Genomic DNA, 26,192 nt, shown 5'->3' on the forward strand with positions numbered 1-26,192 from the left:
TCGAGTAATGAAATTGGTTGCTAGAAAGTCGATGGTTTGTTGCGTATGATTAAAAATCAACCTTAAAGGCTTTATATATGGATTTGCTATGGCTTTTGTATCAGAAAGAGAAATTGTAAGAAAGATATTTAGCAAAAAAATTGACTTTACGATCTTGGCATTTTTCTATATTTCCTCGATTTTTTTTCTTCTTTGTAGTGGCGTTCTATTTCAATATTTTACCGCTGCCTTCACAAAAGGTAATTGTTATGAATGCTCAATGAAACTTGATTACATAAAACAATTTTATTTTTCACTGGAAAGCGCATGGTACCTCATATCTGCTGTTGCAGTATTTATTGCATCTGTTTTTATACAGCATAGAATTAAAGGTTATTTAACATTGTTAGCTATTACATGGATCGTACTAACAATAACAGATGTGGTGTTAATACACACATTAGACGATATAGCTATGAATAATATTTTGTTAAATATACTATATAATCTTTTTGGGGCGATTTTATTGTCGCTGTTTATGTGTTTATCAAATTCCCTCCTTTTCCATCTTAATAAGATAAAACATATTCCAATGATTTTATCGGCAATGATCCCATTAATTTCCGCAATAATAATAGCCGTACTTATAACCGCCATTATATATTTATTGTTTGCCCGGCAGGCGGTAGAGATTGAGATGGATATATCTGAAGGTTCAGACATCACCTATGTAGGTGTAAAAGATAAAGAGAAATCATTTGGGTTTTTAAATGATAAAAAAACAGACACGCCAACGTATCTGGATGTAATTAAAAATGGCAGTTTGATATATAATGATATAAAGGGTTTAAGTGGTGCTGATATTTATATTGTCTCCGGTTGTTATGCCCTTCCAGATTTACTTCGCAATGTACCGCTTGATGCTAAAAAATCTTTTCTGAATGTAAAAAAGCTAGAAATCACACAGAAACTTCCAATGATGGGGTTCATACAAGGTGAATCCGCGGATGTGATGCCTAAAGCAGCATCAAGGTTAAGTTTGAGCAAGCAAGATGATGAATTTATGCTAGCCTCAAGTGTTACTGACTCTCAAATAAAATTTGAATCAAACAATGCACAATTGATGGTTGCTTTCGCATTTATGCCAATAACAACGAATGGTATTTTACATGATTATACATACGATATAATAATAAATGATAAAAAATATAAAATTGAAAATCATGTTGCACCTCTATCTAGTCTTGATAAAAATAAGAAGATGAAGTGTGAATACCAGCAAATATCGGATTTGAAAAATACTTATAGCATTAATGCAAATTACTTAACGGGTTTTTTACTCGTCCTAAAACCAGATGATATTATTAATTACAACAATAGCCCTTCCGTACTACTCAAGACTGATTTTGCTTTCTATAAAAAAATATACCAGAAGCTTGATAAAATATATGATGACATAAGCAATGGGAAATTATCTTCACTGAGAGCAACAGGTATCTCCCAGTTTAGTATCAACGGGAAAAATTTGTCGTTAAGGCCAGAATCGGAGATTATTATTTCTGAAGGGAGTTTGTATGGACTAGTTAATAAAAGCAAAAAAATTAAAATATATGGCACGGCAGATCTTGTTTTTGTTGATAACAAGATAATGAACCTTCGTAAAATAACTTATTTGCAATCTAAGCTGGAAATTTTTGGTTCTTCTATTATGGATATATTAAAGTATATATTTGGTTTGGGTCTGCTAGCAATTTCTATAAAGTTTATTCATTCTTACTTTAAGAATGATGTGAATGAAAATTTATTCTTGTAACGCATTTAGCTCCAATTGGAGCCTTTTTATGACTATTTATTAAAATATCCTACGTTAAGCCTGTTTTTAAAGCAGGCTTGAGCGTGAAGCGGACACTCATACCTGCTTTAAACTGGCGTTTTTGTCGTTACCCATACCTATATTTTCTGTTGTTTAACTGCCAGAACTGAGCGGTTGAAAAGCCAGAATTATGCCGCGTCAGCGGCATGGAGGCGCCAGCAGCTGTTGAATAGAGTACCGTAGGCAAATGGCGCCGTAGCCGGCTTCCGTACTGAAAGGTTCTGTCTATCCCATCCCTTCTCTTGTATCTAACATTTAGTGGTGAATAGCTACTGTAAATGTCCCTACAAAACGAACCATTATTTTTAGAGGGCGTCTGGCACTCCAACTTCCGCTTTTGGCACCAAGCAGACGGCTGAACGACTCGTAGTCTCCTCTAAGCTAAAAGCAGAAATTGCACTTTGTCATCAATCGTTAAGGGGCAGAGTAGCCAACGTAAATGATAACTACCAACGCAGTGGCGACTAGCAACATTTATCTCATGAGCAAGATATTTTTCCCTTTTCATACCCTTAGGGCATAACAGTATCAACTATTTCTGAACCCTGCCGATACTGACAGCACAACCATCATTTATTGATAATGAAAAAGGAAATTTGAATTGAACAGAATGACAGGAGTCGCTGTTTTATGTTTAGTGCTGATGGGATGTAGTTCTGTGCCCTCAGAAAACAAAACCCAGTACCTAAGAACGGAAATGCAGTCGCCAGTTTCAGAGCCAACCACAGTAACCGTAACCGCAGAAAGCCTTCTGAAAAAAGAAAATACCCGTCATTTGATGACGTACGCACTCCGTCCGTTGTCTGGAAAAGCATTCGCCTCTGAGTTGGACAGAAAATTTGCCGCAGCGACGATGTATATCGATTTGTCTCCAGGTAAAGGAAACAGAACGGCTGAGATCAGTGGTGAGATAAATTACTATCATCTCGAGCGATACGTAAATGGCCGCCTAGTAGGTGACAGTGTCAAGACAATACCGGTTGCGCCACAGATCATCCCACTGACACTCAATAAGCCATTCTCAATCAATCTGCCACAGGGGATTCACTATTCCATCATGCTGACGGACAGCCAGCCTTGAAGATAGCTAAACCTTCATTTTAGGTGCAAAAATACTCGACACCGTTACGCGCCGGGTATTTACCCCATTCTCTGCATACAAACGCATCAGGTTACCCAGGAGCAAAAAGCAGACATTATTTTAAGTCTATCTGAAACACGGTGGCAAAAGCCTGGTGCGGCGTGACTCTGTCTGCCGCTTATCCTCACATACAGATAAGACCCACCTGCTCACCCGCGCCCTCAAGGCGATGAAATTATTGGCTCGGGGGGAACATGAACAATCAGCACATCAACGGTTAAACGGTTGATGAATTCGAAAGAAAAGGAGGTGTAAACACCCAAAAAGCGGTTTTCATGACCCAGCATAACCAGATCTATCCCTTCACTGTCGATCACTGCCTGAACGTCTTTGAATCTATGGATACTGACGATCGACTTTACCTTGACGCCAAAAGTGGCAGACCCAGCCAGACGGCTAAGCATCGCCTTAGCTTCAATCACTTCATGTGATTGACGATCCTTGGTTAAGGCATCGCTGGTGTAATCCAACTCTCTATAATCTTCGCTGATATGCCCTAACGTGATACAGGTGCCCATTTCTTTCGCAAGACGTTCGGCATGCGCCAACATGAGCTGACCGTCCGTCTCATTTTGGATCAACAACAACGCATGCTTGTAAATGTGCATACATCACCTCTCAACAGCATCACTCCGGCAGTTGCGTCTTTACCCTCCAGATGTCTGCCAGTCAAAACCGGCAATCCTTAATACACTTACGCCTTACAAGTATAAACGCGTATTTAATGCTCAGAAAAATCCACCGGGATAAACCCAACTGGTTTTTTGGCCTGGCATCACATTTCAATCTCACCGTTGCGGATCGCTACACCGATCGCCTGAGCGGTCGTGGTTGCGCCGAGCCGCCGGCGTATTCGGCGCAGGTGGTTTTCCACCGTTCGCTCCGACAGCCCCAACGTGGCAGCGATGTCGGCCTGGCGCCGCCCGGCAGCCGTCCATGCCAACACTTCACGCTCACGCGCCGACAACTTGCCAAGCGTGGCCTCTGTTGGCAACTCAAGTAACCTGCGCGCAGAGACAAAAGCCGCCGTGCCCACGATTAGCATCGCCAACCGAATTGGCGGAGAGCTTTCAATGCACTCGCCGCCGAAACTGACCGCACCTTCCAACCCGGACGGGCCGAATATCGGGATCTGCACTCCATGAACGCCTCGGCCGCGAGGCGTGCGAACAATCTGATAGCAGCTCCCCTTTTCCGTCTGCGCCTTGCTCCAGAAAAAAGGTTCTGTTGCCTGCAGCATATGCCGGGTTACCGGACAGTGCCGAAGATAGGTTACGGCATCCACCGCTTCGCCATCGCCGAACCAATTGCCTTCGACCCAGTAGATGCGATCAACCCCCTCATCTTCCCTGGCGGCAGTAGAAAATAACACGAAGCGATCAAAACCCTGCGGAGCTGCGAAGGCGCGAACCCTCTCCTGAATGACAGAGAGGGTGTCCGCACGCTCAATAGCCAGTGCAGTGAGAAAGGCCTCTTGAGCAATGTCCACGCTCATCGCCCAGCGACATCGGCCAACAGCGTCTGTGCAGCCAGCTTGCCGAGATTGTTGGAAGCCAGTGGGCTGTCACCGGTCAACAGCCGCCGATCTTTATGCACCATACCGGTGATATTGGTATTAAGGATTGAAACGCCCAATTCACGCAATCGCTCGCCCACCAGCCAAGGCATCGGGCCTGGGATATAGCCGATATCAATATTAGCGCCGGTATCGAGCGCATCAGGAAACACGCACATTTCGTACCCACGGTACAAGAAATCGTCTTTGCCCTCACCAAGCCCAGCAGCCAGTAAACCGGCCGGGCCGTGGCAAAGCGAAATAACGTAACGATCATTGTCGTGCGCCCAGAACAGGGTTTTCTTAACGTCTTCACTGAAGGGGATATCATTAAGCACCCCGTGACCACCCGGAATAAAGACGGCAATATAATTGCCGGCGTCCAAGTCCTTCACCACATCAGAGAGTTTTTTTGGTTGCTTGAGCTGGCTACGGTATTTTTCATATGTGGCTTTGACCGCTTCATCTTCACCAGGGAAGGCCCACATTTCCAGTTTGACCGGATCGCCCGACGGCGTGGCGATATCTATCTCAAAACCGGCAAGATCCATGTGGTACATCGGCAACAACATTTCGACCGGATGGTTGCCGGTAGAAAAGAATTTGCCGTTTTGCATCATCAAATAACGCTCCTGCGAGGCGATCATCAATACCTTCCATTTTCCCCCCCGATACGCGTTGGGGTAGCTGGCACCGTCAAAATCAGTTTTTGACGACGTGTACTGCGACAGTGAGTAAGGTGATGGGAAGAAAGCATTTTCTTCCGCGATATCAGGGGTTGGATTACGATCCGCAGAGGGTAAATCAGTCATGATTATCTCCTTATTTGGGTTACGATTTGTGCTGCTGTTTCAGCTTAATTAAGAGAAACCCGAACCGCAATGAGGGATATCCCTTAATAAAACTTTTCGACCTTGATATCACATGTCAGTTCAACTTATGTGGCCTGATGACAAACGCTTCATCAGGCCCTCCTTCGCCCTCATAACGATATTTTCTTACGGGCACCTGGAAATATTCTTCCAGATACTCCTCTTGAAGAAGAGCATTTTTTTCACCAAATATATAGTGTTCTTTATCCATTAATAAGCATTTATCAGAAATACTCTCCGCGTAGTTGATAAAATGCGTGTTAAAAATTACAGTTACCTTTCTCTCTCTTGATAACGCCCACAGCATATCAATAACTTTCGCTTGGTTTTGAAAATCCAAATTAGATTCTGGCTCATCAAGAACAATCACATCAGGTTCCGCAACTAACGCTTTAGCAAAATAGCACATTTGCAACTCACCGCCGCTGATCTGATTAATACATTTCCCTCTGAGCCTACCAACATCAAGCCTATTCAAAATTTCTGAGGATCTATCAAAATCCTCTTTACCTGGTTTCGAAAAAAAACCTTTTCGCTGTGAGCAACCAAAAGAAACAAAATCGAGAACGCTGTAAGAGAAATGTAATTTCTTCGCCTGAGGAACGTAAGCGAGCCGTGCTTTTCTGTTATCAATATCCTCAATCACGCAGGCACCGGATACCGGTTGATAGATACCCGATAGACTTTTCAACAGTGTCGTTTTCCCTGCGCCATTTGGCCCCATCACACAAAGGATGTCTCCTTTTTCAAGATGGAAGCTAATATTGTTTATAACTTTTCTTGAGCCTTTAAAACCAAAGGACAATTGTTCAACTGTTATCATATCTACGACTCATAATGAAAAGCAGTGCAAATAACGGAGCCCCAATGAGCGCGGTCAAAATTCCGATAGGGATCTCCGCATAAGTGGCGCTCCTGGCAATATTATCAATAATCAACAGAAATAATGCCCCACCAAGCGCCGAAGCAGGAATCAGCCTACCGTGGTTACAACCGAGCACGCTTCGAATCAGATGAGGGATAACCAGCCCAACCCAACCGACAACACCAGCAATAGTGACTGAAGCAGAGACCAATACTGCGGATAAAAAAAGTAATGCTACTTTTATCCGCTGCGGATTAAGACCCGCGATTTTTGCTTCATCATCCCCCAACGAGATAATATTCATTTTCCACCTTAACGTATAGATTGCAAAATAACTGATCGCATACAGTGGAATAAGCCAGTAAACTTGCTCTTTAAGCACTGACGCAAAACTGCCCATCAGCCAAAAAACGATGGCCGGCAATGTATCCTGTGGATCGGCCACATACTTAATTATTGATATAAAAGACACGAATACCGAAGCGATGATAATTCCTGACAGAATAGTGGTAAGTTCATCCTGCCGTTTTTTTAAATGGCAGATACCAAACACAAGCACTAGACTCAATATGCCAAAAAATAATGAACATAACGAACTCAACGCAAAAGGAAAACTAAACAGTATGCCAAGAGCTGCGCCAAAAGCAGAGGCCGAGGAGGTTCCCAGCACATCCGGGCTAGCCAGTGAATTTTTCAACACGGCTTGAAAAGTGGCACCAGCAACCGATAATCCCCCACCGACCATCATCACCGCGATGACTCTTGGCATACGCAAACTAAAAATAACGGAGTAGTTGGCTTCATCCTTTGCAGACAATTTCGCATGTAATAAAACCTGCATTATTTCGTCAACCGACAAAGAGTATCTACCGACAAATAATGAGGCGACGGCAACAAGGCATAAAACCACAGATAGCCCAGCCATTATGGCGGCATATTTTTTTCTATCAGGCATAACCATTACTTCCATAGAGAGGTTTAATTATTATATTTTTCACCATAAAATAATTTACGCGAATTATCTCTGAGCCAAAACCTCATTCAATAAACGTTCCGGTATGGCGTAAGAGAACATCTTTTCATAATAATCTCGTGTTATATCCTTCAGCTTTTCAGCACTAATATATTCTGGATTGTATTTACTGATCATAAATAATGGCAACAGCGATGTTTCTGCAGAGAGTCCCCCCCAGTTATGTATCCCTACCGGCGTTGAGTAAACCTTGCCGTTTTTTACTGCTCGGAGATCTTTCCAGTCCTGACCTGGGATTTTACCTTCCAACAGAGCGTTGGCACTGCCGAAGACAACAAAAATCACGTCAGGATCCCATTGCATTATCTGCTCCATCGAGACATTTATGTAACGCCCAGCATCACCGCTGACCTGTAAACTACCAGCAACATTCTCCATTCCTGCCATTTTTAGGTAGGTATCGCCATAGGTGTGAGGGCCACTCACCTTGAGCTGTTTGCCATCGCTTTCTTCAAGATACAATGCTTTGACATGTTGCTGCCTGATATCAGCAGCATAAGGTTGGATCATTGTCAACATGTTTTCCCAAGCGCTTTTGAATTTATGCGTATGGGGTAATCCAAGCGTTTCCGCAAACTTATTCTCCCAATAAACCTGGGTTACCATCGGTTCATACTTGGTTTTCCCGCCAGCGTCGAGATTAATGACGGGCACCCCTGCCCGCTCCAAGTGATCATCCTGACTTTTACCATAGTAATAAATAATATCCGGTTTAAGGCTCATCAACGATTCCATATTGACCGTATAGTCATTATTGATAAAGTCTGTGGTGATCCTGCCGATATCCGGTTTCATATCTTTCAGTACATTCATGTCGGAATGCGTAAAAGCCCAAGGGCCAACGCCGATGACATGTTTATAGGCTGAATCATTAGCCAATATCACACCAAATGGACAATTGCCGGTGATAACAATACGGTTATATTTATCAGAAACCGGATGCAATACTTCAGTGTCTTTTCCGGCAATTTTTGTCGTAATATCTCCGTTGGCGCTGCTAGTCGTCGGTAATGAAAATGCCGCCAACAAGATGGTAGCAAGTAGTTTTATTTTACTGATCATCATTCCCCTCGCATTGTCTCATTGATACAATTTTTTGTTTTAGCCTCTTCAGCGTCATTAGGCTACCGAAGCAGTGATGCCCGCTGCCAGAATGGTTAATCCGGCCACAATAACAATTGCGGTTGTGGCGACAGCCCCACCGCCAACCAGCGCAGCCGTCTTGCCTTTAGAAATATCCTGCCGTTCAAGGAAAGAAATCTGTGTAAAAGGTATTATTTCCCCCGTATCGGCAATAATGGCATGGGGTTCAATTTTCGCCACGTTCATCTCGCCACCACTGCCATCCTTTAATCCATACTTCAGGTGGTCACCAATATAGACCTGTGGCTGAAGATGGTAATAATCCCCCTCTTGTCCAATAGCCTTTTGCTGTAAGGCTACTGGGTTGTATGTGGTACAACCGCAAAGCGACATCATCACCAATCCGAGGATAAATGGAGCCAAATTTGCCAATTTCATTGAAACCTCTAACTTATTTATGCATGATTAAGAGCGTATTGATTTAAAACGCATATAGCTAACCATTAGGGAAAGAAATGAAAAAACAGCGCCCGAAACCAAACTTATGCTCGTTGCCTGACAGCCATAAAAATTAAAGAATATTGCTACCATGGCGGAACCGACGATTTGCCCCACTAACCGCGAACTGCCCAATAATCCACTGGCAATACCGCTGTTCTCGTGTGATACCGCCGTCATGATCAAGAAATTATTGGGTGACTGAAACAACCCGAAACCGATGCCGCAAATCGCTACACGCCAAACGATCGCCGTATTTGAAGGAACATCTGGCAGATAAACCATCAACACCATGCCCATAAGCAAGAAAAATAGTCCTGCTACTGCAATAATATTGGGATCATATTTTTTGATAAGATCGCCAGAAATCAAGGATGTCACCATAGTCGCTAATGGCCATGCAGTCAGCAGTAAACCGATTTCCACTACGTTTCTTTGCAATATGCTATGAAAATAAAAAGGCAGCGACACGTAGGCCAGCAACTGTGTGCTGTAAGAAAACATCGACATCAATAGTGACAGCGTCAGCGTAGCGTTACGAAATATCGTCACTGGAATCATCGCCGCAGCTTGTTTCCGCCGTTGATTCAGGTAAAGCAGTACTGCCAATGCAACGAAAACTACAAAGCTAGCTGCTGCCGACAAGAAAGAACTCTTCGTCATGCTCAACGTAAATGACGAGAAAAAAATAAACAGCGCGAAAACTAAAAGAGCGCCTCCTGTATCAAACTTTACATTGCGCTGGGGCTTAGGGGCTAAGGAGATAACACTCAGCAACAGTGAAAGGCAAGCAATAGGAACATTAATAGTGAATAACCAGTTCCAATTGGCCAGAGACAATATTGTTGAGGCGATCGATGGCCCTGCCGCTGCGGATACGGAAACTACCATGACGTTTATCCCCAGCCCCCGGCCCAATAATTTGTCCGGATAGATCTCCTTAATCAGTGCCGCATTGACGCTGAGAATAGCCGCTGCGCCAAAGCCTTGCACAACTCTGAATAGCGTCAACGTATCTAGCGTTTCTGACAACGCGCATCCCATAGAAGAGCATGCAAATAGAATTACGCCGGCCATGAAGATGTTTTTATTACCAATAGTTCTCCCCAATGCGGCAAATGGCAATAGAGAAGCAATAACCGCAAATTGATATGCATTGATGATCAATATTGAAGCCGCTTCCGACACGGCAAAATCTTTTGCGATGATAGGGAGCGCCACATTTGCGATAGTGCTATCGAGCATGGCGATGACGGTGCTCAGGGATACGGCAAGCACAGCCACAACATTCAATTTGTCTTTTTTATAGGGTTTTATATTCATTTTACCTCCCCTGGAAGAGAAACTGCATTTATGCCAAAGACAATCGTTGCTCCTTGCTGAGGATCACCCTTGATTTATACGTTATAACATAACATTTTCAAATGATAAAAATTATCATTTGAAATAATTGATTGCATAATGTTTCAAATTTGAAATTAACAATTTAAAAACATAAAAAACACAGATAACAACACCAATTAAACAGAAAAATACGGATTATAAGACTAGGGAAATTCATGAAATGAAATAGAAATTAACGGGTGCTAACAGTCGATAAGTCGAGCCGCTAAAATTGTTATGTTATAACGTTATATCAACTTATATCCTCTACGGTGGCCCAATGAATAAGAAAAAATCATTACAAATCACAGCATCCAGACGCACGGTTATTTTGGCCGGTCTGGCGGTCTTGGCATCAAATATCAAGATTTCGCAAGCTCATGCACAGGGCCTGCAGCATGCAAGGAAAGTACCGATGGCTCCAGACGCTAAAAAACCACACAAGAAATATCTGGTCGTGCTTGATCCGGGTCATGGAGGTATTGATTCGGGCGCCATTGGACACGCGGGTTCTCAGGAAAAGCATGTGGTGTTGGATATTGCAAAAAACGTTCGTGCCTTGCTCATTCAGCATGGAATTAATGCTCACCTAACACGTACCGACGATGTTTTTATTCCGCTTTATGACCGCGTAAAAATTGCCCATCAACACAATGCCGATCTTTTTATGTCAATCCATGCGGACGGCTTCACCTGTCCTTCCGCCTGCGGTGCTTCCGTTTTCGCGCTATCTAATAAAGGCGCCAGCAGTGCGATGGCAAAGTACTTATCGAACAGTGAAAATGCGGCCGACGATCTCGCCAGCCCTGCGGTCATTAAAAAAGATCATTATTTACAAGAAATACTTTTCGATTTGGAACAGACGGAAACAGTAAAAGAAAGCCTTCTCCTGGGTTCTCACATCATTAAACACATTGCGCCAATGCATCATCTGCATTCCAAAAACACGGAACAGGCGGCATTTGTGGTATTGAAATCGCCCTATATTCCCTCTGTGCTCGTTGAAACCTCGTTCATTACCAATCCTCAAGAGGAAAAACTGCTTGGAACGGCGGTATTCAGACATAAAATCGCCACAGCGATTACCAACGGCATCTTGAGTTACTTCACTCATATACAAAATGCTTGATAAAATACAATAATAAAATATCACCCCACCCTAAAATACTTTTACTTTCAGAAGCAATATGTTGAGCAAAAAAATAAGAGGGGAATTGAGCGTTCACTTACGATAGCAAAAAATGCTATTCACTCAATTTCCTCACTTCAACTTCTGAAGATAAAGGATTTTTCCGCTGATGTTAGTACGCATTTATCCCCGCCAGTTAGCCGAGTGCCTTTGTGCACTATCGATATTTTTTTGCTCAAACACCTTTGCGATTACACTCAAAGACAATGGTCAGGAGCGGTTGGATTTTTACGGCACCATTATTGCCAGACGTTATTCCAGCAGTAATGTTCGCAACGATGGTGACCGTAGTTATATCTACTTTGGTCTGTTAGGAAAAAGAAATCTCGGCCAGCACTGGAGAGCCTATGCGCACTGGGAATATACCGTCAGTTTTGCCGACGCCAGCAGGAACAGCACCAGACTCGCCTACTTAGGTATGGAAAACCCAGCATTGGGCAGTATAAATATAGGTAGGAATTGGGGCGCCTTATATGACGTAACCTCCCTTACTGACCGTTCACCATTATTCAGAGAAATGTCTTACAACTATATAGACAATTTTATGCGTGGCCGAGCACTCAACCTACTGACTTACCGTAAAAAATTAAAAATTTTACAGCGTAACGCCGCTATCGCACTCCAGTATCAATTCAAAAGCAATAGTGATGAACAGACAATAAGTAAGCAGAATGGTAATGGTATCGCCGCCTCCTTCAGTTACGCACTGACGCCGGCGATCACCACTATTTTTGCAGCATCATCATCCTTATCTACTCAGCAGCAGAATAATAATGCCGATTACGGAAGAAAAATAAATACTCTGGCAGAAGGGGTGAAATATGCAAAAAAAAGAACCTATCTCGCTGCCGTGTTTACACAAAGCGATAGTGCCATAAAACCACAAACATCCGATAATTGTGGCTCATCTTCCAGCTATGAAATCCTCGCTAAATACCGGCTGACGGACAAGTTCCAGCCCAACGTTGGCTATACGCGCCTTATACAAAACTCCTCGGGAAAACACGAGAGTGTATTGAATTACGAAGAAATCGGTTTCAGTTGGCTCTTTAATAAGAACATGCAGGCATTTATCAATTATGAATTCAATAACATGAGTAAAAACGGCGCCGACGTCGATGTGTCTGACAAATTCGAGGTGGGCATAAGCTATCACTGGTAAGTGAAGAACAACAGCTTAGGGTCAGCGTCCTGTTTCAAACGCATTCATGGCTATCAATGCTCGGGTAATGAATAGTCAGGGACTATCACAACATTCAACTATACCTATTTTATCTATCCGCAGCCGCTGACTAAGCTTATCCATGAGTGTTTCTTCGCTCTTTACCGGCTCAGAAGATGAAAATCCAATGTATTCAATGAGGTTATGTTATTTAGCGCAACACCCGACGCGTGCATTGGCCCGCGATGTCACGTTAACCGCTCCTCAGGTATAGGACAGACAGGGCCTGACGAGCGAACCTACAGAAGCAGAGAGCGCACCATGACAACTGAAAGTAAATGCCCGTTTTCCGGCGGCGGTAAACTGAATGCACCACGTCGCGGCCCTTCCAATCAGGACTGGTGGCCAAACCAACTTAGCCTAAAGCCACTGCACCAGCATTCCCCCCTTTCCGATCCGATGGACCCTGACTTCGATTACGCCAAAGCCTTCAACAGCCTGGATTTGGCCGCCGTCAAACAAGATTTGCATGCCCTTATGACCGATTCGCAAGACTGGTGGCCGGCAGACTTTGGCCACTATGGCGGCCTGTTCATCCGTATGGCTTGGCACAGCGCCGGGACTTACCGTATCGGTGACGGCCGGGGCGGTGCAGGTGAAGGTCAGCAACGCTTCGCCCCACTCAACAGCTGGCCTGACAACGTCAGTCTCGACAAAGCCCGTCGCTTACTGTGGCCCATCAAACAGAAATACGGACGCAAAATCTCCTGGGCTGATCTGATCATCCTGACGGGTAATGTGGCTCTCGAATCCATGGGCTTTAAAACCTTTGGCTATGCGGGGGGACGCGCTGACACCTGGGAACCGGATGACGTTTATTGGGGATCGGAAAAAATCTGGCTGGAACTGAGCGGCGGCGCTAACAGCCGTTATTCCGGCGATCGCGACCTTGAAAACCCGCTGGCAGCCGTGCAGATGGGTCTGATCTACGTCAACCCAGAAGGACCGGACGGCAACCCTGATCCCGTTGCCGCCGCCCACGATATCCGCGAAACCTTCGCCCGTATGGCGATGAACGACGAAGAAACCGTGGCATTGATCGCCGGTGGTCACACCTTCGGCAAGACCCATGGCGCAGGCCCGGCATCACATGTCGGCGACGATCCAGAATCTGCGGGCTTAGAGCTGCAAGGGCTCGGCTGGCAGAGCAGCTTCGGCACCGGCAAGGGGAAAGACGCGATCACCAGCGGTTTGGAAGTGACCTGGACAACCACCCCTACCCAGTGGAACCACGACTTCTTTAGACACCTGTTTGAATACGAATGGGAGCTGACGCAAAGCCCGGCAGGCGCCCATCAATGGGTAGCCAAAGACGTCGGGGACACCATTCCCGATGCGTTTGATCCCGCCAAAAAACAGCGCCCCACCATGCTGACGACCGACCTCTCGCTGCGCTTCGATCCCGCGTACGAGAAAATCTCACGCCGCTTCTATGAACACCCTGAGCAGCTTGCCGATGCGTTCGCTCGCGCCTGGTATAAATTGACCCACCGCGACATGGGGCCGCGTGCGCGTTATCTCGGTCCAGAAGTGCCGGCAGAAGAGCTGATTTGGCAAGATCCCATCCCCGAAGTCGATCATCCGTTGATCAACGATCAGGATATCGCCGCGCTCAAAACCCAGATTCTGGCTTCCGGTTTGCCGATCTCCGTACTGGTATCCACCGCCTGGGCTTCAGCGTCCACTTTCCGCGGTTCCGACAAGCGCGGCGGAGCCAACGGTGCACGCATTCGTCTGGCACCGCAGAAAGACTGGGCCATCAACCAACCCGCTCAACTGGCGCAAACGCTGGCCAAGCTGGAAGGGATCCAGCAGGCGTTTAATCACGCACAGTCGGACAATAAACGTGTTTCTCTGGCGGATCTGATCGTACTGGCCGGTGTGGCAGGCGTGGAACAGGCGGCGATCAACGCCGGCCATCCTGTCAGCGTGCCCTTCACCCCGGGCCGTATGGATGCCACGCAGGAACAGACCGATGTCGACTCCTTTGAAGCGATGGAACCCGTCGCAGATGGGTTCCGTAACTACCTGCAGCGTCAATTCAACGTGCCGGCCGAAGCATTACTGGTCGATAAAGCGCAACTGCTGACGCTAACGGCACCGGAGATGTCGGTCCTGCTGGGCGGCCTGCGGGTCTTGAATGCCAACGTGGGCCAAAGCCAGCATGGCGTATTCACCCAACGGCCACAGGCGCTGACTAACGATTTCTTCGTCAACCTGCTCGATATGAACACCACCTGGAAACCGGTGGGCGAGGAAGGCGTGTTCGAAGGCCGCGACAGCAAAACGGGAGCGCTCAAGTGGACGGCAACCCGCGCAGACCTGATCTTCGGTTCGCACTCTCAACTGAGAGCACTGGCGGAAGTCTATGGCAGCGCAGATGCCCAAGCGAGTTTTGTGCGGGACTTTGTTGCCGCCTGGAATAAGGTGATGAACCTCGATCGTTTCGACCTCGCCTAAGCTCACACCGCAGTAACGTCGCCCGCTTAAGGTCACTTAGGCGGGCTTTTTATTCCTTTTTTACCGGGAATAACCGTTCACTAAGAAAATCGATAAAAACGCGCAGTTTGGGGGCCAGGTATTTGCTGGAGGGCCAGATGACCCGGAAAGATCCCTGATGCTCAACGAAACCTTCCAACACCTTTTGCAGTTCACCACGTTGCAACGCCACCTTCACCATAAAATCCGGCAGGCAAGCGATGCCCAACCCGGCTTGCACCACCGGCAGCAACGCTTCTGAGGTATTGCAGATCATGGTCGCCGGCAGCTCAGACAAGGCAAGATCCCGCAGTGGCCAGGGCTCAAGCCGCCCTGTAGTAGGGAACTTGTGCTGCAAGCAGGCATGATTGAGCAAATCTGCCGGCTTCTCCGGCTGACCGCGTTGTTTTAAATACGCTGGCGACGCCACAAGCACTAACTGAAAGCCGCCAAGCCGCCGCGACACCAACCGCGAATCCGTCGGCTCACCGGTACGTACTACCGCGTCAAATCCTTCTTCAACGATATCCACCATGCGATCGGAAAAGTCGACATCCAGCGCAATGTCCGGGTACTGGTGCATAAAATCGGTCAGCACCGGCATCATCAGCCCACTGACCAGCGGCAAACTGACACGCAGCTTGCCGCTGGGTGTGCCACGGCTGTCGGCCAGTTCGAGTTCGGCTGCGGCCATCTCTGCCAGGATCCGGCGGCAACGCTCAAGAAACAGCGCGCCTTCTGCCGTCAGCGTCACGCTACGTGTACTCCGGTGGAAAAGACGCACCGCCAGCCGTTGCTCCATACGCGCCACACTCTTGCCCACCGCGGATGACGATACGCCTAACTGCCGCCCTGCATCGGAAAAACTGCGCGTTTCTGCGACCTGCACAAACGCCTGAATGCCATTAAGACTGTCCATCACATACGCTTCCTTATTCAGGACATTTTTGTCCGATATCTATGGAAATTTAGCCTATTTTTCTTCGATGCGGGAGAGATTACCTTGATGGCAACGCAGTCACCGCCGTGACACGGCCCCTGACACTGCACAACTCCCGCTTGCGGGCTTTCCTACTCCATGCAGATGAGCACCATGACGCAAATAACCTCCACCGCAGAGCACACTGAGATTCGGGCATGGCTACAATTATTGGCCGCCTGCCTGACAGGTATCCTTATTCCCCTGAGCTTCACCGGCCCCGCCGTGGTGTTGCCCTCCATCAGTCATTCACTGGGTGGCAGCGCCGTGCAGCTGAGCTGGGTCGTAAATGGTTATATCCTCACTTATGGCAGCGCAATGATGGCCGCCGGCAGCCTGACCGACATTTATGGCCGTAAACGCGTCTGGCTCTTCGGGTTGGCTGCATTCGGCCTTCTGACGATGATGATCCCCCTAGCCCCTTCGGTGGTGGGAATCGATATTTTACGGCTGGCGCAAGGTCTGGCAGGCGCGGGGGCTTTTGCCGGGGCGATGTCGTCACTGGCGCAGACGTTTCATGGCGCGGTGCGCACCCGGGTCTTCAGCCTGTTGGGCACCACATTCGGCATTGGTCTGGCTTTCGGGCCGTTAGCATCGGGTTGGTTAGTGGTGACGGCAGGCTGGCAATGGGTGTTTTTCGCTACGGCACTGATTGCTGTGGCGGGGTTGGTATTAGTGGCATTCAGTGCAACAGAGTCCCGCGATCCCAATGCGGCAGGGCTGGACTGGCCCGGTGCCGTCAGTTTTACCGCTGCCTTGGCCTTGTTCACCTACGCGATCCTGCTCGCCCCTGAAAACGGTTGGGGCAGCCTGTCGGTGGCCGGTTCACTGTTGCTGTCGCTGGGGATTTTTATCGCTTTTGTGTTGATTGAACGGCGAGTCGCACGGCCGATGCTCGATCTGACGTTGTTCCGCAGTACCCGCTTTATTGGGGTTCAGGTGCTGGCAACCACACCGGCCTTCTTTTTTGTGGTGTTGATCGTCCTGTTGCCCGGGCGTTTTATTGGCATTGATGGGCAGAGTGCCCTCGAAGCCGGTAAAAACATGATTGCGCTGGCGGCTCCCCTGCTGTTCGTGCCCTTCCTTGCCGCACTACTGGCACACCGTTTTACTTCCGGCGTACTTTCAGGGATTGGACTGCTGCTGGCCGCTGCCGGGCTGGGCTGGTTGGGCCATGCGTTGGCGGCAAATGGCAGCCATGACTTGATAGCACCAATGCTGTTGATTGGTATCGGTATTGGCCTGCCCTGGGGATTGATGGATGCAATGGCCGTCAGCGTGGTGGAAAAAGAACGGGCAGGTATGGCGACCGGCATTTTCAACGCAGTGCGGGTTTCGGCTGACGGCATCGCCATTGCAATCACCGGCGCGGTGCTTGCCATACTTATTCAGGGCGGCTTGTTTGCTGCACTCCCCGGCGTTACCGACACCCAACAGATGATAGAGGCGGCTAACCGCGCCGCCCTCGGCGACTTGAACAGCGCAGCCACCCTGCTACCTGGACAGCGCCAATTAACGCTGCAAATCTACGATCAGGCCTTCCGTCACTTGCTGTATATACTGGCGATCGCCTCTGCCGCAACGGCACTCTTGATCTTTATGCTCCTGGGGCGCTTACATGCCCACGACGGTGCGGCGGAGTAAATAGCCCCCGCCGCAGCCGTTGATTACTTCGCCGTTTGCTGCGCCAGGTGCCGCAAGTCGAGTGACAAGAAATGATGGACCTGCGGTTTTTCCGGACCGATATGGAACTGTAATGCCGCTTGTTGTAAATCAGCATCAGCATGTGAAACCCGCTGATGCTGACGCAGGTGCTCAGCCCAGGACTCCACCATAAACCACTCCATAACACACAGAGGATCGGCGGTATGCTCGGTCAGGCCCCAGGCATAGGCACCGTCGCGACGGCGCACACGTGAAAGCTGCTGTAGCGTCCGCAGGAACTGTGGACGATCTTCCATCCGCACGCGGTACTCTATCTGGATCATCACTGGCCCGCGATCGTTCTCTACCGGCGTGTTGAGCAAGGGTTCCGGCCAATGGTTGGACGGTTGCAGATCGGCTTCGCCCTCCGGCAAACGAATACGGTGAAATGCCACTGAAATCACCAACAATCCAATGCCGCCCGTCAGCAGCGTGGCGGCCACGCCGATCTCTTGAGCAATTAACCCCCACAGCAAACTACCGGCAGCCATCGCACCGTTAAACACCATCAGATAAATCGCCAGCCCACGCCCACGTACCCAGTTTGGCAATACCCCCTGCGCGGCCCCATTCAGTGAGGTCAACGCGATAATCCAGCCCGCGCCCAACGCCAACAGCAGCAAGACCGCCAGCCACTGTGGAGGGGCTAATGACAACAGTGCCATCACCGCCGCAGTAATCACCGCCGCCAACAGCACCAAGCCATCGGCATTCAACCGCTGGCGCAGCCGCGGCAACAACACCGCACCGCCTATCGCACCGGCCCCCACGGCACCCAACAGGATGCCGTAGAAACCGGCGGTACCACCCAGCATCTGGCGCGCCACTAATGGCAACAGCGCCCAAACCGAACTGGAGAACACAAAGAACACCGCCGCCCGTAACAGCACCACATGCAGCTCACGGCTGGCGCGGGCATAACGTATGCCGGCGCGGAAAGCGCCAAAGAAATGCTCGGAAAGGCCGTTATCTTCGACCTTGGGTCTGCGCCACCACAACAGGGCAGCGACGACAAACACATAGCTAAGCACGTCCGCGCCGTAGGCCGCGCCAGCGCCAAAGCTCGCCAGCAACAAGCCCCCCGCCGCCGGACCAATGGCACGGGCGATGTTAATCCCGAGCGAGTTCAGTGCAACCGCATTTCTGAGATCGGCACGCGGCACCAGCTCGGGCACGATAGATTGCCAGGTCGGCCCCATCAGTGCCCCACCAATACCGCCGATAAAGGTCAGCACCAACAAATACTCAACGGTCAGCGCACCACTTTGCGACAGCAGTAATAAGGTGCCACTGACGCAGGCCAGTAGAATCTGGACAAAAATAAGGAAACGACGACGGTCGAGAATGTCTGATAGCACCCCAGCCGGGATCGCCAGCAGGAATACGGGCAGCGTGGCAGCCGTTTGCATCAACGCTACTGCCGACGGATTAGAGGATAAATCCGTCACCAGCCAGGAACTGGCGACGTCACGCATAAAGCTGCCAACGTTGCCCAATACCGTGGCCCCCCATAGCACCGCAAATACCGGGATCTTCAGCGGCGCGAAACCGCCGGGTGCTGCTTTGCTCTCAACCGGTTCAGCCATCGTTATGCTCCTTGAGGTCGTAAAGTGCCACCAGCAGCAATGCGCCCGCCAGCCCAATGTGTTCAAAAAATCCGTTCATTCCGGTAAAGCGCTCCGGCGGGCTCATTTCCCAAAAACGATTGGCCATCAGCGTGGCGGCCAAGGTGAATCCGGCCAGCGCCAACGCGCCCAGCCAGCGGTAAAAACCCGTCAGGATCAGTGCCGAGGCCCCCAATTCAAGCACAATCACCAGGCTGGCAAACAACGCCGCCGGCTGCAGGCCAAAATGGGCCATCTCCGCCATCGCCCCGTTAAAATCCAGCACTTTGACCAAACCGCCCTGAATGTAGGCGGCACAAATTGCCGCGAGTATTAAGCCGCGGATAAAGGGGGTATTAAGAAAGGAAATTCGGGTGCCATCTTGCGTGGTCGGCGGGCTCATAGATCGTCTCCCAGTCGTGGTATGAGTACATTTTCCGGGTCAAGATTAAGGCAGGAGAGAAAGCCGTGATAACGGAATTATTTTCGCATGATCGCCAGTTTTTTTACTGAAGATACCGGCCTTGTCTCAGTGCACAACGCCGGTTAAGCCCGTCAGATATTTTCCAGATCGCTGCTGCGTGTTTTGGGACCGAATACCCCAATGAGCACCATCACAATCTGCATGCTGGCAACGATAAGCGCCAGCAATGCGATAAAGCGTCACAGGGCCACTATCAGCAAGAAGGCCATTAACGGATGTGATGGTGTTGGAACCGCTCACTGCGATAGAAGTTTAGCAGACACCAGCCCAGAGCAATCAACGCCAGCGGAGCTGCGACAAAGCCAATGTTGCCCATACCCAGATGCAGGCTGACCTGGTTACCCAGCAGCGCGCCGCCGCCGATACCGAAGTTGTACAGCCCCGAGTAGATAGACATAGCGACATCGGTCGCGTCCGGTGCCAGGTTCAATACCTTGGCCTGCATCGACAGGCCAATCGCCATGATTGCCATACCCGGCAAACAGCAGCGTCAGATGGTTTTCATTGCCGGAGGCCGGCAACAGCAACAGCAGACTCAACATCAGCAACGCGATGGCACCGATGAAAAAGCCCGACGGGAAACGTTCGCTAAAGCGGCTAAACAGCAGGCTGCCGATGATACCGGCGGCACCGAACAGTAGCAGCATCAGCGTCGTGAAGTTTTCTGACAGCCCAGCCACGGTCTGAATAAAGGGTTCGATATAGCTGTAAGCGGTGAAATTCGCCGTCACCACAATAATGGTCAACATATACAGGCTGACCAGCGCCGGGCGCTTAAACAACATGGGGACGCTGGCCAGTGAGCCAGAATGTTCGCTCTTCAGCACCGGCAACAGACGCCACAACAGCACCAACGCCAGGGTGGCACAAACGGCGATACCGATAAAAGTCATACGCCAGCCCAGGATCTGGCCAACGATACGCCCCAGTGGCAGGCCAAGTACCATCGCCAGTGCGGTACCGCCCGCCAGCAAGCTCAGCGCCTGTGCTTTCTTGCCTGCGGGTGCGACGCGGATCGCCAGTGAAGCGGTGATCGACCAGAATACGGCGTGGGCCAAGGCGACACCGGCACGGGAGATCACCAGCGTGGTGAAGTTCCATGCAACGGCGGTCAACACATGGCTGGCGATAAACAGAATGAACACGCCGATCAACAGCTTGCGCCGTTCAATCTTGCTGGTCAGCAGCATGCACACCAGTGAGAAGGCAGCAACAATCCAGGCATAAATCGTGATGATCAACCCCACCTGCTCGGTCTGCATCGAAAAGCTTTGGGCGATATCGCTCAGTAACCCTACCGGAATAAACTCGGTGGTATTGAAGATAAAGGCCGACACGGCAAGAATGACCACGCGCAACCAGGCGGTTGAGCGAGAGACCTGAGTGTGTTCCATGTTAAACGGGATCCGGGCAGGTGCGGGAAGTAGCGATATTTTAACCAATTGGTGGGGTAAATGCGATACGCGTCACACTTTTATTGGGGTGTTTTTTTCAACTGCTTTTTGCCACTTATGGCCTATTGGTCGGCAAGCCTTTAGCGGACAAACGTGTTATACCGAAGAATTAATCATCCGGCAGGCGCATATTAAACAATAATAATATCAAGAGACGGCGAGAAATCTGGTTACTCTATTGAGGTCACTATGTCAGCTATCTATGATTGGTCCGTGTTGTCATTACGCCGTATTTACGATCGTCGCATCAAGGGCGCTCCCGTGCTCGACATCACACGCCTGTTTCCTGATGCACAACGCTTTACCGACCAGTGGCCACAGATCCGTGAAGAGGCGCTGACCGTGGCGGAAGATCTGCGTAATATCCCGCGATTTCACGAGATTATGATCGAACAGGCGTCGATCTCCGACAACGATGCACGCGACTGGCGGATGTTTATCATGAAAGCCTATGGCCAGCCGATTACGCGTAATCTTGCACGCTGCCCAACGCTGGCGGGTCTGATTGCCTCATCCCCCGACGTTCTTTCCGCTTCGCTGTCCTTCCTGGCGCCCGGCAAACAGGTGCCGGCACACCGTGGCCCGTTCCGGGGCATTCTGCGTGGCTATCTGGTGTTATCGATGCCTAAAGGTGCCAATGGCCTGCCTGCCGCCGTGTTAAAAGTGGACGGGCAAGAATACCGGCTGAACGAAGGAGAATTTATGCTGTGGGACGATACCTTCGAACACGAGGTATGGAACGACAGCGATAAGGTGCGTACCGTGCTGCTGCTGGATATCCGCCGCCGCGATTTATCCACCGGGCTGCGGATCCTGTCCAGTGGCATCATTGCACTGGTGCGGCTGAACGTGCGCTGGATCCAGCGCCAGTTCTAAGCACCGCCCAGGTAGGCTTTCCTCACCTCAGGGTCGTTTAACAGCTCTGCGCCGCTGCCGGTCAGGCGGATTTGCCCGTTGACCATCACATAGCCGCGATCGGACAGCTTCAGCGCATGGTTGGCATTCTGTTCCACCAGAAACAGGGTCATGCCGCCGCGGGTTAATTCCTGCAAAATGCTGAAAATCTGTTTAACGATGATCGGTGCCAGCCCCAGGCTCGGTTCGTCCAGCAACAGCAGTTTTGGCCGGCTCATCAGAGCCCGGGCAATCGCCAGCATTTGCTGCTCGCCACCGGACATGGTCATCGCCCGCTGGTTACGCCGCTCTTTCAGGCGGGGGAACAGATCGAACATACGGAGCAAATCTTCGTCCACATAGCGATTGCCAATGGTGATGGTACCCATCAGCAGGTTTTCCTCCACGCTCATGTCCGGGAAAATTCGTCGCCCCTCGGGTGCCTGAGCAATACCGCTGCTGGCAACGTAGTGGGTAGAGCGCTGGCTGATATCTTCGCCACGGAACAGGATCTGCCCGCCGCTGATACGTGGCTGGCCGAAGATCGACATCAGCAACGTCGACTTACCCGCCCCGTTGGCGCCAATAAGCGCCACCGTTTCCCCTTCGTTCACCTGTAACGAGACCTGCTGCAACGCCTGGATCGGGCCGTAAAACACGTCCACGTTGCGAAACTCCAACATCACATTGCTCATCCCGCCAGCTCCTCTTCATCCGCACCAAGGTAAGCGGCGATCACCGAATCGTTATGCTGGATCTCTTTCGGCGTACCTTCGGCGATCACATCGCCGTGATCGAGCACGATCACCCGATCGGAGATCTCCATCACCATGCCCATATCATGTTCGATCAACAGCACCGTGATGCCGTGATGCTGACGCAGAAAACGGATAATGCGACTCAGCGTTGCCGTTTCTACCGGGTTCAACCCGGCGGCAGGCTCGTCAAGGCAGATCATTTCCGGCGTGGTGCACATTGCCCGGGCAATCTCCAGCCGCCGCTGCTGGCCGTAGGACATCTCGCCCGCCAGCCGGTTGGCGCAATCCACCAGCTCCACCACCTCCAGCCAGTAAAAGGCACGATCCAGTGCCTGGCTTTCCGCCCGGCGGTAACCCGGCGTATTGAGCACACCGGCGATCAGGTTGCGGTTGCTCAACATGTGCTGCGCGACAAGCAGGTTCTCGACCACCGACATTTCGCGGAACAAGCGGATGTTTTGGAAGGTGCGTGCCAGCCCGGCGCGGTTGACCAAATGGGTGCCGCCGAACATTTTGTAGTACACACGCGAGCCCAGCCGCTTCGGGTTAATCCAATCACCCGCATGGAATTTCTGCCCCAGCACCTGGATCACGTCGGTCGGCCGCTTGTGCGTATTAAGCAGAATCGCCCCGCCGGTCGCGCGGTAAAAACCGGTCAGGCAGTTGAACACCGTGGTTTTACCTGCGCCGTTAGGGCCGATCAATGCGGTAATCGAACCGCGCTCCACCGCCAGATTCACGTCGTTCAGCGCCTTTATGCCGCCGAAATGCATCATCAGATGCTCAACCTGCAAGATAGGATCGCTCATGGCTCCACCCCCTTGCGCGGTGCAAAGCTGGTACGGCTGATACGCACCAACCCACGCGGCCGCCAGATCATCATCGCCACCATCAGCACGCCAAACAGCAGTACCCGGTATTCGGCGAAGCTCCGCAACAGCTCCGGCGCCACCGTGAGCACGAACGCGGCCAGCACCACACCGATCGTCGATCCCATGCCCCCCAGCACCACGATTGCCAGAATCAACGCCGATTCAAAGAAGGTGAATGAAGTTGGGTTAACGAAGCCCTGATAGGTGGCGAAAAATACCCCGGCCAGCCCGGCGGTGGACGCCCCCATCATAAAGGCCGACAGCTTCACCAATACGTGGTTGAGCCCGAGCGATCGACAGGCAATTTCATCCTCGCGCAATGCCTCCCAGGCGCGACCGATCGGCATGCGCGTCAGCCGGTGCTTGATGTACAGCACCAACAGCACCACAAGGAACAGCACGGCATAGATAAAAATAAACTTCAGATTAGGGTTATAGGCAATGCCGAGGAATTCGTGGATCGGCACGCCGCCGTCCTTCGCCCGCCGCCCAAACTCCAGACCAAAAATCGTTGGAGCCGGTACCGAGACACCGTTTGGCCCACCGGTCAACGACATCCAGTTATTCAGCACCAGGCGGATAATTTCCCCGAATCCCAGCGTGACGATCGCCAGGTAGTCGCCGTGCATGCGCAATACCGGGAACCCCAGCAGCGCACCGGCCAACGCCGCCATCAATGCCCCCAGCGGCAACATCGCCCAGAACCCCAACCCGAGATACTGGTAGCCCAGCGCCAATCCATAGGCGCCAATGGCGTAGAATGCCACATAGCCCAGATCAAGCAGCCCAGCCAGGCCAACAACGATGTTCAACCCCAGCCCAAGCAACACGTAAATCAGTCCCAGTATCGCTACCGTCAGCAGATATTTAGTGGCTACAAACGGGAACAATAGCGCGATCACCGCCATTAACGGGATGATCCAACGCAGGCTGGTTTTGGCCCCAATCGGCCGGACATAGACACCGTCATTACCGCCGTCAAAGCGCGTTAATAGCTTGCGCCCCGGCGCGGTTTGCAAAAACAGGCTGAGCAACAGCCGCCCAGCCATCACCGCCGCGATAATCCACACCAGCCGGCGTGGCTCAAAGTTAAAGCTGTAACCGTTCAGAACAATACCGACGATCGGCCCGAACACGATCAGGGCGATCAGCCCTGCCAATACGGCATCCAGCAGGCTGCGTTTAACGTTCAGCCCTTGGTGAACCCTAGATTGCGACATAATTTATCCCTCAAACCTTAGCAACCATGGGGCGTCCGAGCAGGCCCTGAGGGCGGAAAATCAGGATCACCACCAGCAGGCCGAAGGAAAATACGTCTTTGTAATCTGAGTTCACCATGCCGGCAAATTGCGCCTCCGCGACGCCCAGCAGCAAGCCCCCCAGCATGGCGCCGGGCAGCGAACCGATACCCCCCAACACCGCGGCGGTAAAGGCTTTAATACCGATGATAAAGCCGACGTAGAAGTCAAAGGTGCCGTAGTTCATGGTAATCAGCACCCCGGCCAAACCGGCCATCGCAGCGCCAATCACGAACACCAGGGAGATGACCCGATCGGTATTGATACCCAAAATGGACGCCATCTTGCGATCCTGCTGGGTCGCACGGCAAATACGCCCCAGGCGGGTGTGCTGAATGATGTACGTGAGGATGGCCATGCCCAACAGTGAGGCGACCAGGATAAACACCTTGGTGTAGGTGATTTGGATCACCCCGCCGTCAAAGTTGAGGCGGAATACGCCATCCAGCAATGTCGGAATCCCCTGCTGGCGTGGCCCTTGGCTGATTTGCGCGTAGTTTTGCAGGATCAGCGACATACCGATAGCGGAGATCAACGGCGCCAGACGCGTAGAGTTGCGCAAAGGTTTGTAGGCGATACGCTCGATCACCCAGCCATATACCCCGGTGATCACAATGGTAAACACCAGCGTGCCGAGGATCAGTAATGGGAAGGATTGCAGACCAAAGAATGACAACAGTGCCAGCCCGATGGCACACAGATAGGCGGAGATCATATAGACCTCGCCGTGGGCGAAGTTAATCATGCCGATAATGCCGTAAACCATGGTGTAGCCGATGGCGATCAGGCCGTAAACTGCGCCGAGCGTCAGGCCGTTGATCAACTGTTGCAGAAAGAAAACATCCATAATGAGCAGTCTCGCCTGGTGGGACCGCAAGCACATGCAGACGCGGCCCAAGGGAAGTATCGGCGCGGATCCGCGGATCCGCTTATGCGTTAATCCTCAATGGATTTCAAGTTACAGTTAGGCGGCA

The 26,192-nt window shown here is 50.5% G+C and carries 22 protein-coding genes and 1 pseudogene; 7 read left to right on the forward strand and 16 right to left on the reverse strand.

Annotated features, from left to right (window positions below):
* Positions 1-88 precede the first annotated feature (88 nt).
* Both yfjW and AC2FC2_RS18035 read left to right on the forward strand, forming a co-directional pair.
* Positions 89-1,792, forward strand: a complete 1,704-nt coding sequence (gene yfjW / locus AC2FC2_RS18030; RefSeq protein WP_265716957.1) for a protein YfjW — start codon at positions 89-91, stop codon at positions 1,790-1,792.
* Positions 1,793-2,453: 661 nt separating this feature from the next.
* The gene (locus AC2FC2_RS18035) at positions 2,454-2,933 is read left to right on the forward strand and encodes a hypothetical protein (RefSeq protein ID WP_490659661.1); all 480 of its coding nucleotides are present in this window, start codon (positions 2,454-2,456) and stop codon (positions 2,931-2,933) included.
* A 221-nt stretch (positions 2,934-3,154) separates the two neighbouring features.
* Here the strand turns inward: AC2FC2_RS18035 and AC2FC2_RS18040 are convergent, their stop codons facing one another.
* From AC2FC2_RS18040 to AC2FC2_RS18075, 8 genes are all read right to left on the reverse strand, one after another.
* The gene (locus AC2FC2_RS18040) at positions 3,155-3,601 is read right to left on the reverse strand and encodes a universal stress protein (protein WP_265557180.1); all 447 of its coding nucleotides are present in this window, start codon (positions 3,599-3,601) and stop codon (positions 3,155-3,157) included.
* Between the two features lie 167 nt (positions 3,602-3,768).
* Positions 3,769-4,488, reverse strand: coding sequence for a PA1136 family autoinducer-binding transcriptional regulator (locus AC2FC2_RS18045; protein WP_490659662.1), 720 nt, complete (start codon positions 4,486-4,488; stop codon positions 3,769-3,771).
* Positions 4,485-5,360 carry a glyoxalase III HchA gene (gene hchA / locus AC2FC2_RS18050; RefSeq protein ID WP_490659663.1) on the reverse strand — a complete coding sequence of 292 codons (876 nt, stop codon included), beginning with the start codon at positions 5,358-5,360 and terminating at the stop codon, positions 4,485-4,487. Before hchA ends, AC2FC2_RS18045 begins: the two co-directional genes overlap by 4 nt.
* Before the next feature lie 115 nt (positions 5,361-5,475).
* On the reverse strand, positions 5,476-6,243 hold the full coding sequence (locus tag AC2FC2_RS18055) for an ABC transporter ATP-binding protein (RefSeq protein ID WP_490308844.1): 768 nt from the start codon (positions 6,241-6,243) through the stop codon (positions 5,476-5,478).
* Positions 6,230-7,240 (reverse strand): FecCD family ABC transporter permease, encoded by a 1,011-nt coding sequence (locus AC2FC2_RS18060; RefSeq protein WP_209635955.1) that lies wholly within the window; start codon positions 7,238-7,240, stop codon positions 6,230-6,232. Before AC2FC2_RS18060 ends, AC2FC2_RS18055 begins: the two co-directional genes overlap by 14 nt.
* A 63-nt stretch (positions 7,241-7,303) precedes the next feature.
* The gene (locus tag AC2FC2_RS18065) at positions 7,304-8,383 is read right to left on the reverse strand and encodes an ABC transporter substrate-binding protein (protein ID WP_490659664.1); all 1,080 of its coding nucleotides are present in this window, start codon (positions 8,381-8,383) and stop codon (positions 7,304-7,306) included.
* A gap of 54 nt (positions 8,384-8,437) precedes the next feature.
* A complete protein-coding gene (locus AC2FC2_RS18070) occupies positions 8,438-8,839 on the reverse strand; it encodes a hypothetical protein (protein WP_490659665.1) in 402 nt (133 codons plus the stop codon).
* A 27-nt stretch (positions 8,840-8,866) separates the two neighbouring features.
* Positions 8,867-10,222 carry an MFS transporter gene (locus AC2FC2_RS18075; RefSeq protein ID WP_490659666.1) on the reverse strand — a complete coding sequence of 452 codons (1,356 nt, stop codon included), beginning with the start codon at positions 10,220-10,222 and terminating at the stop codon, positions 8,867-8,869.
* 340 nt (positions 10,223-10,562) lie between these two features.
* Between AC2FC2_RS18075 and amiA the strand changes: the two genes are divergently transcribed.
* The 3 genes from amiA to katG all read left to right on the forward strand — a co-directional run bounded on the left by amiA (position 10,563) and on the right by katG (position 15,153).
* On the forward strand, positions 10,563-11,411 hold the full coding sequence (gene amiA, locus AC2FC2_RS18080; protein WP_209635960.1) for an N-acetylmuramoyl-L-alanine amidase AmiA: 849 nt from the start codon (positions 10,563-10,565) through the stop codon (positions 11,409-11,411).
* Positions 11,412-11,580: 169 nt separating this feature from the next.
* Positions 11,581-12,633 (forward strand): porin, encoded by a 1,053-nt coding sequence (locus AC2FC2_RS18085; RefSeq protein ID WP_490659667.1) that lies wholly within the window; start codon positions 11,581-11,583, stop codon positions 12,631-12,633.
* 321 nt (positions 12,634-12,954) lie between these two features.
* Positions 12,955-15,153: a catalase/peroxidase HPI gene (gene katG, locus AC2FC2_RS18090; protein WP_490659668.1), complete on the forward strand. Its 2,199-nt coding sequence runs from the start codon at positions 12,955-12,957 to the stop codon at positions 15,151-15,153.
* Positions 15,154-15,202: 49 nt separating this feature from the next.
* On the opposite strand, the gene AC2FC2_RS18095 is transcribed toward katG, so the two are convergent.
* The gene (locus tag AC2FC2_RS18095; protein ID WP_209635966.1) at positions 15,203-16,090 is read right to left on the reverse strand and encodes a LysR family transcriptional regulator; all 888 of its coding nucleotides are present in this window, start codon (positions 16,088-16,090) and stop codon (positions 15,203-15,205) included.
* A gap of 174 nt (positions 16,091-16,264) precedes the next feature.
* On the opposite strand from AC2FC2_RS18095, the gene AC2FC2_RS18100 reads away from it, so the two are divergent.
* Positions 16,265-17,794, forward strand: a complete 1,530-nt coding sequence (locus AC2FC2_RS18100; protein WP_209635969.1) for an MFS transporter — start codon at positions 16,265-16,267, stop codon at positions 17,792-17,794.
* Positions 17,795-17,817: 23 nt separating this feature from the next.
* Here AC2FC2_RS18100 and AC2FC2_RS18105 read toward each other — a convergent pair whose 3' ends face one another.
* The 3 genes and pseudogenes from AC2FC2_RS18105 to AC2FC2_RS18115 form a co-directional block, all read right to left on the reverse strand.
* Positions 17,818-19,440 (reverse strand): MFS transporter, encoded by a 1,623-nt coding sequence (locus tag AC2FC2_RS18105; RefSeq protein ID WP_490659669.1) that lies wholly within the window; start codon positions 19,438-19,440, stop codon positions 17,818-17,820.
* On the reverse strand, positions 19,433-19,861 hold the full coding sequence (locus tag AC2FC2_RS18110) for a DoxX family protein (protein WP_209635972.1): 429 nt from the start codon (positions 19,859-19,861) through the stop codon (positions 19,433-19,435). The genes AC2FC2_RS18105 and AC2FC2_RS18110 overlap by 8 nt, the downstream gene beginning before the upstream one ends.
* Positions 19,862-20,150: 289 nt before the next feature.
* A pseudogene (locus AC2FC2_RS18115) lies at positions 20,151-21,336 on the reverse strand (sugar transporter).
* Positions 21,337-21,585: 249 nt separating this feature from the next.
* On the opposite strand from AC2FC2_RS18115, the gene AC2FC2_RS18120 reads away from it, so the two are divergent.
* Entirely contained in the window at positions 21,586-22,272 is a 687-nt protein-coding gene (locus AC2FC2_RS18120; RefSeq protein ID WP_490659670.1) for an aspartyl/asparaginyl beta-hydroxylase domain-containing protein, read from the forward strand.
* Here the strand turns inward: AC2FC2_RS18120 and AC2FC2_RS18125 are convergent.
* Genes AC2FC2_RS18125 through AC2FC2_RS18140 form a run of 4 tightly spaced genes read right to left on the reverse strand, consistent with a single transcriptional unit; the run spans position 22,269 to position 26,065 of the window.
* Positions 22,269-22,985 carry an ABC transporter ATP-binding protein gene (locus tag AC2FC2_RS18125; RefSeq protein ID WP_209635978.1) on the reverse strand — a complete coding sequence of 239 codons (717 nt, stop codon included), beginning with the start codon at positions 22,983-22,985 and terminating at the stop codon, positions 22,269-22,271. The two genes, AC2FC2_RS18120 and AC2FC2_RS18125, sit on opposite strands and share 4 nt — an antisense overlap.
* Positions 22,982-23,857 carry an ABC transporter ATP-binding protein gene (locus AC2FC2_RS18130; RefSeq protein ID WP_209635980.1) on the reverse strand — a complete coding sequence of 292 codons (876 nt, stop codon included), beginning with the start codon at positions 23,855-23,857 and terminating at the stop codon, positions 22,982-22,984. Before AC2FC2_RS18130 ends, AC2FC2_RS18125 begins: the two co-directional genes overlap by 4 nt.
* A complete protein-coding gene (gene livM, locus AC2FC2_RS18135; RefSeq protein ID WP_209635982.1) occupies positions 23,854-25,140 on the reverse strand; it encodes a high-affinity branched-chain amino acid ABC transporter permease LivM in 1,287 nt (428 codons plus the stop codon). Before livM ends, AC2FC2_RS18130 begins: the two co-directional genes overlap by 4 nt.
* A gap of 10 nt (positions 25,141-25,150) precedes the next feature.
* On the reverse strand, positions 25,151-26,065 hold the full coding sequence (locus AC2FC2_RS18140; RefSeq protein WP_044552474.1) for an ABC transporter permease subunit: 915 nt from the start codon (positions 26,063-26,065) through the stop codon (positions 25,151-25,153).
* Positions 26,066-26,192: the final 127 nt, after the last annotated feature.

Source organism: Serratia sp. CoH_122_TC_1 (assembly GCF_058191755.1).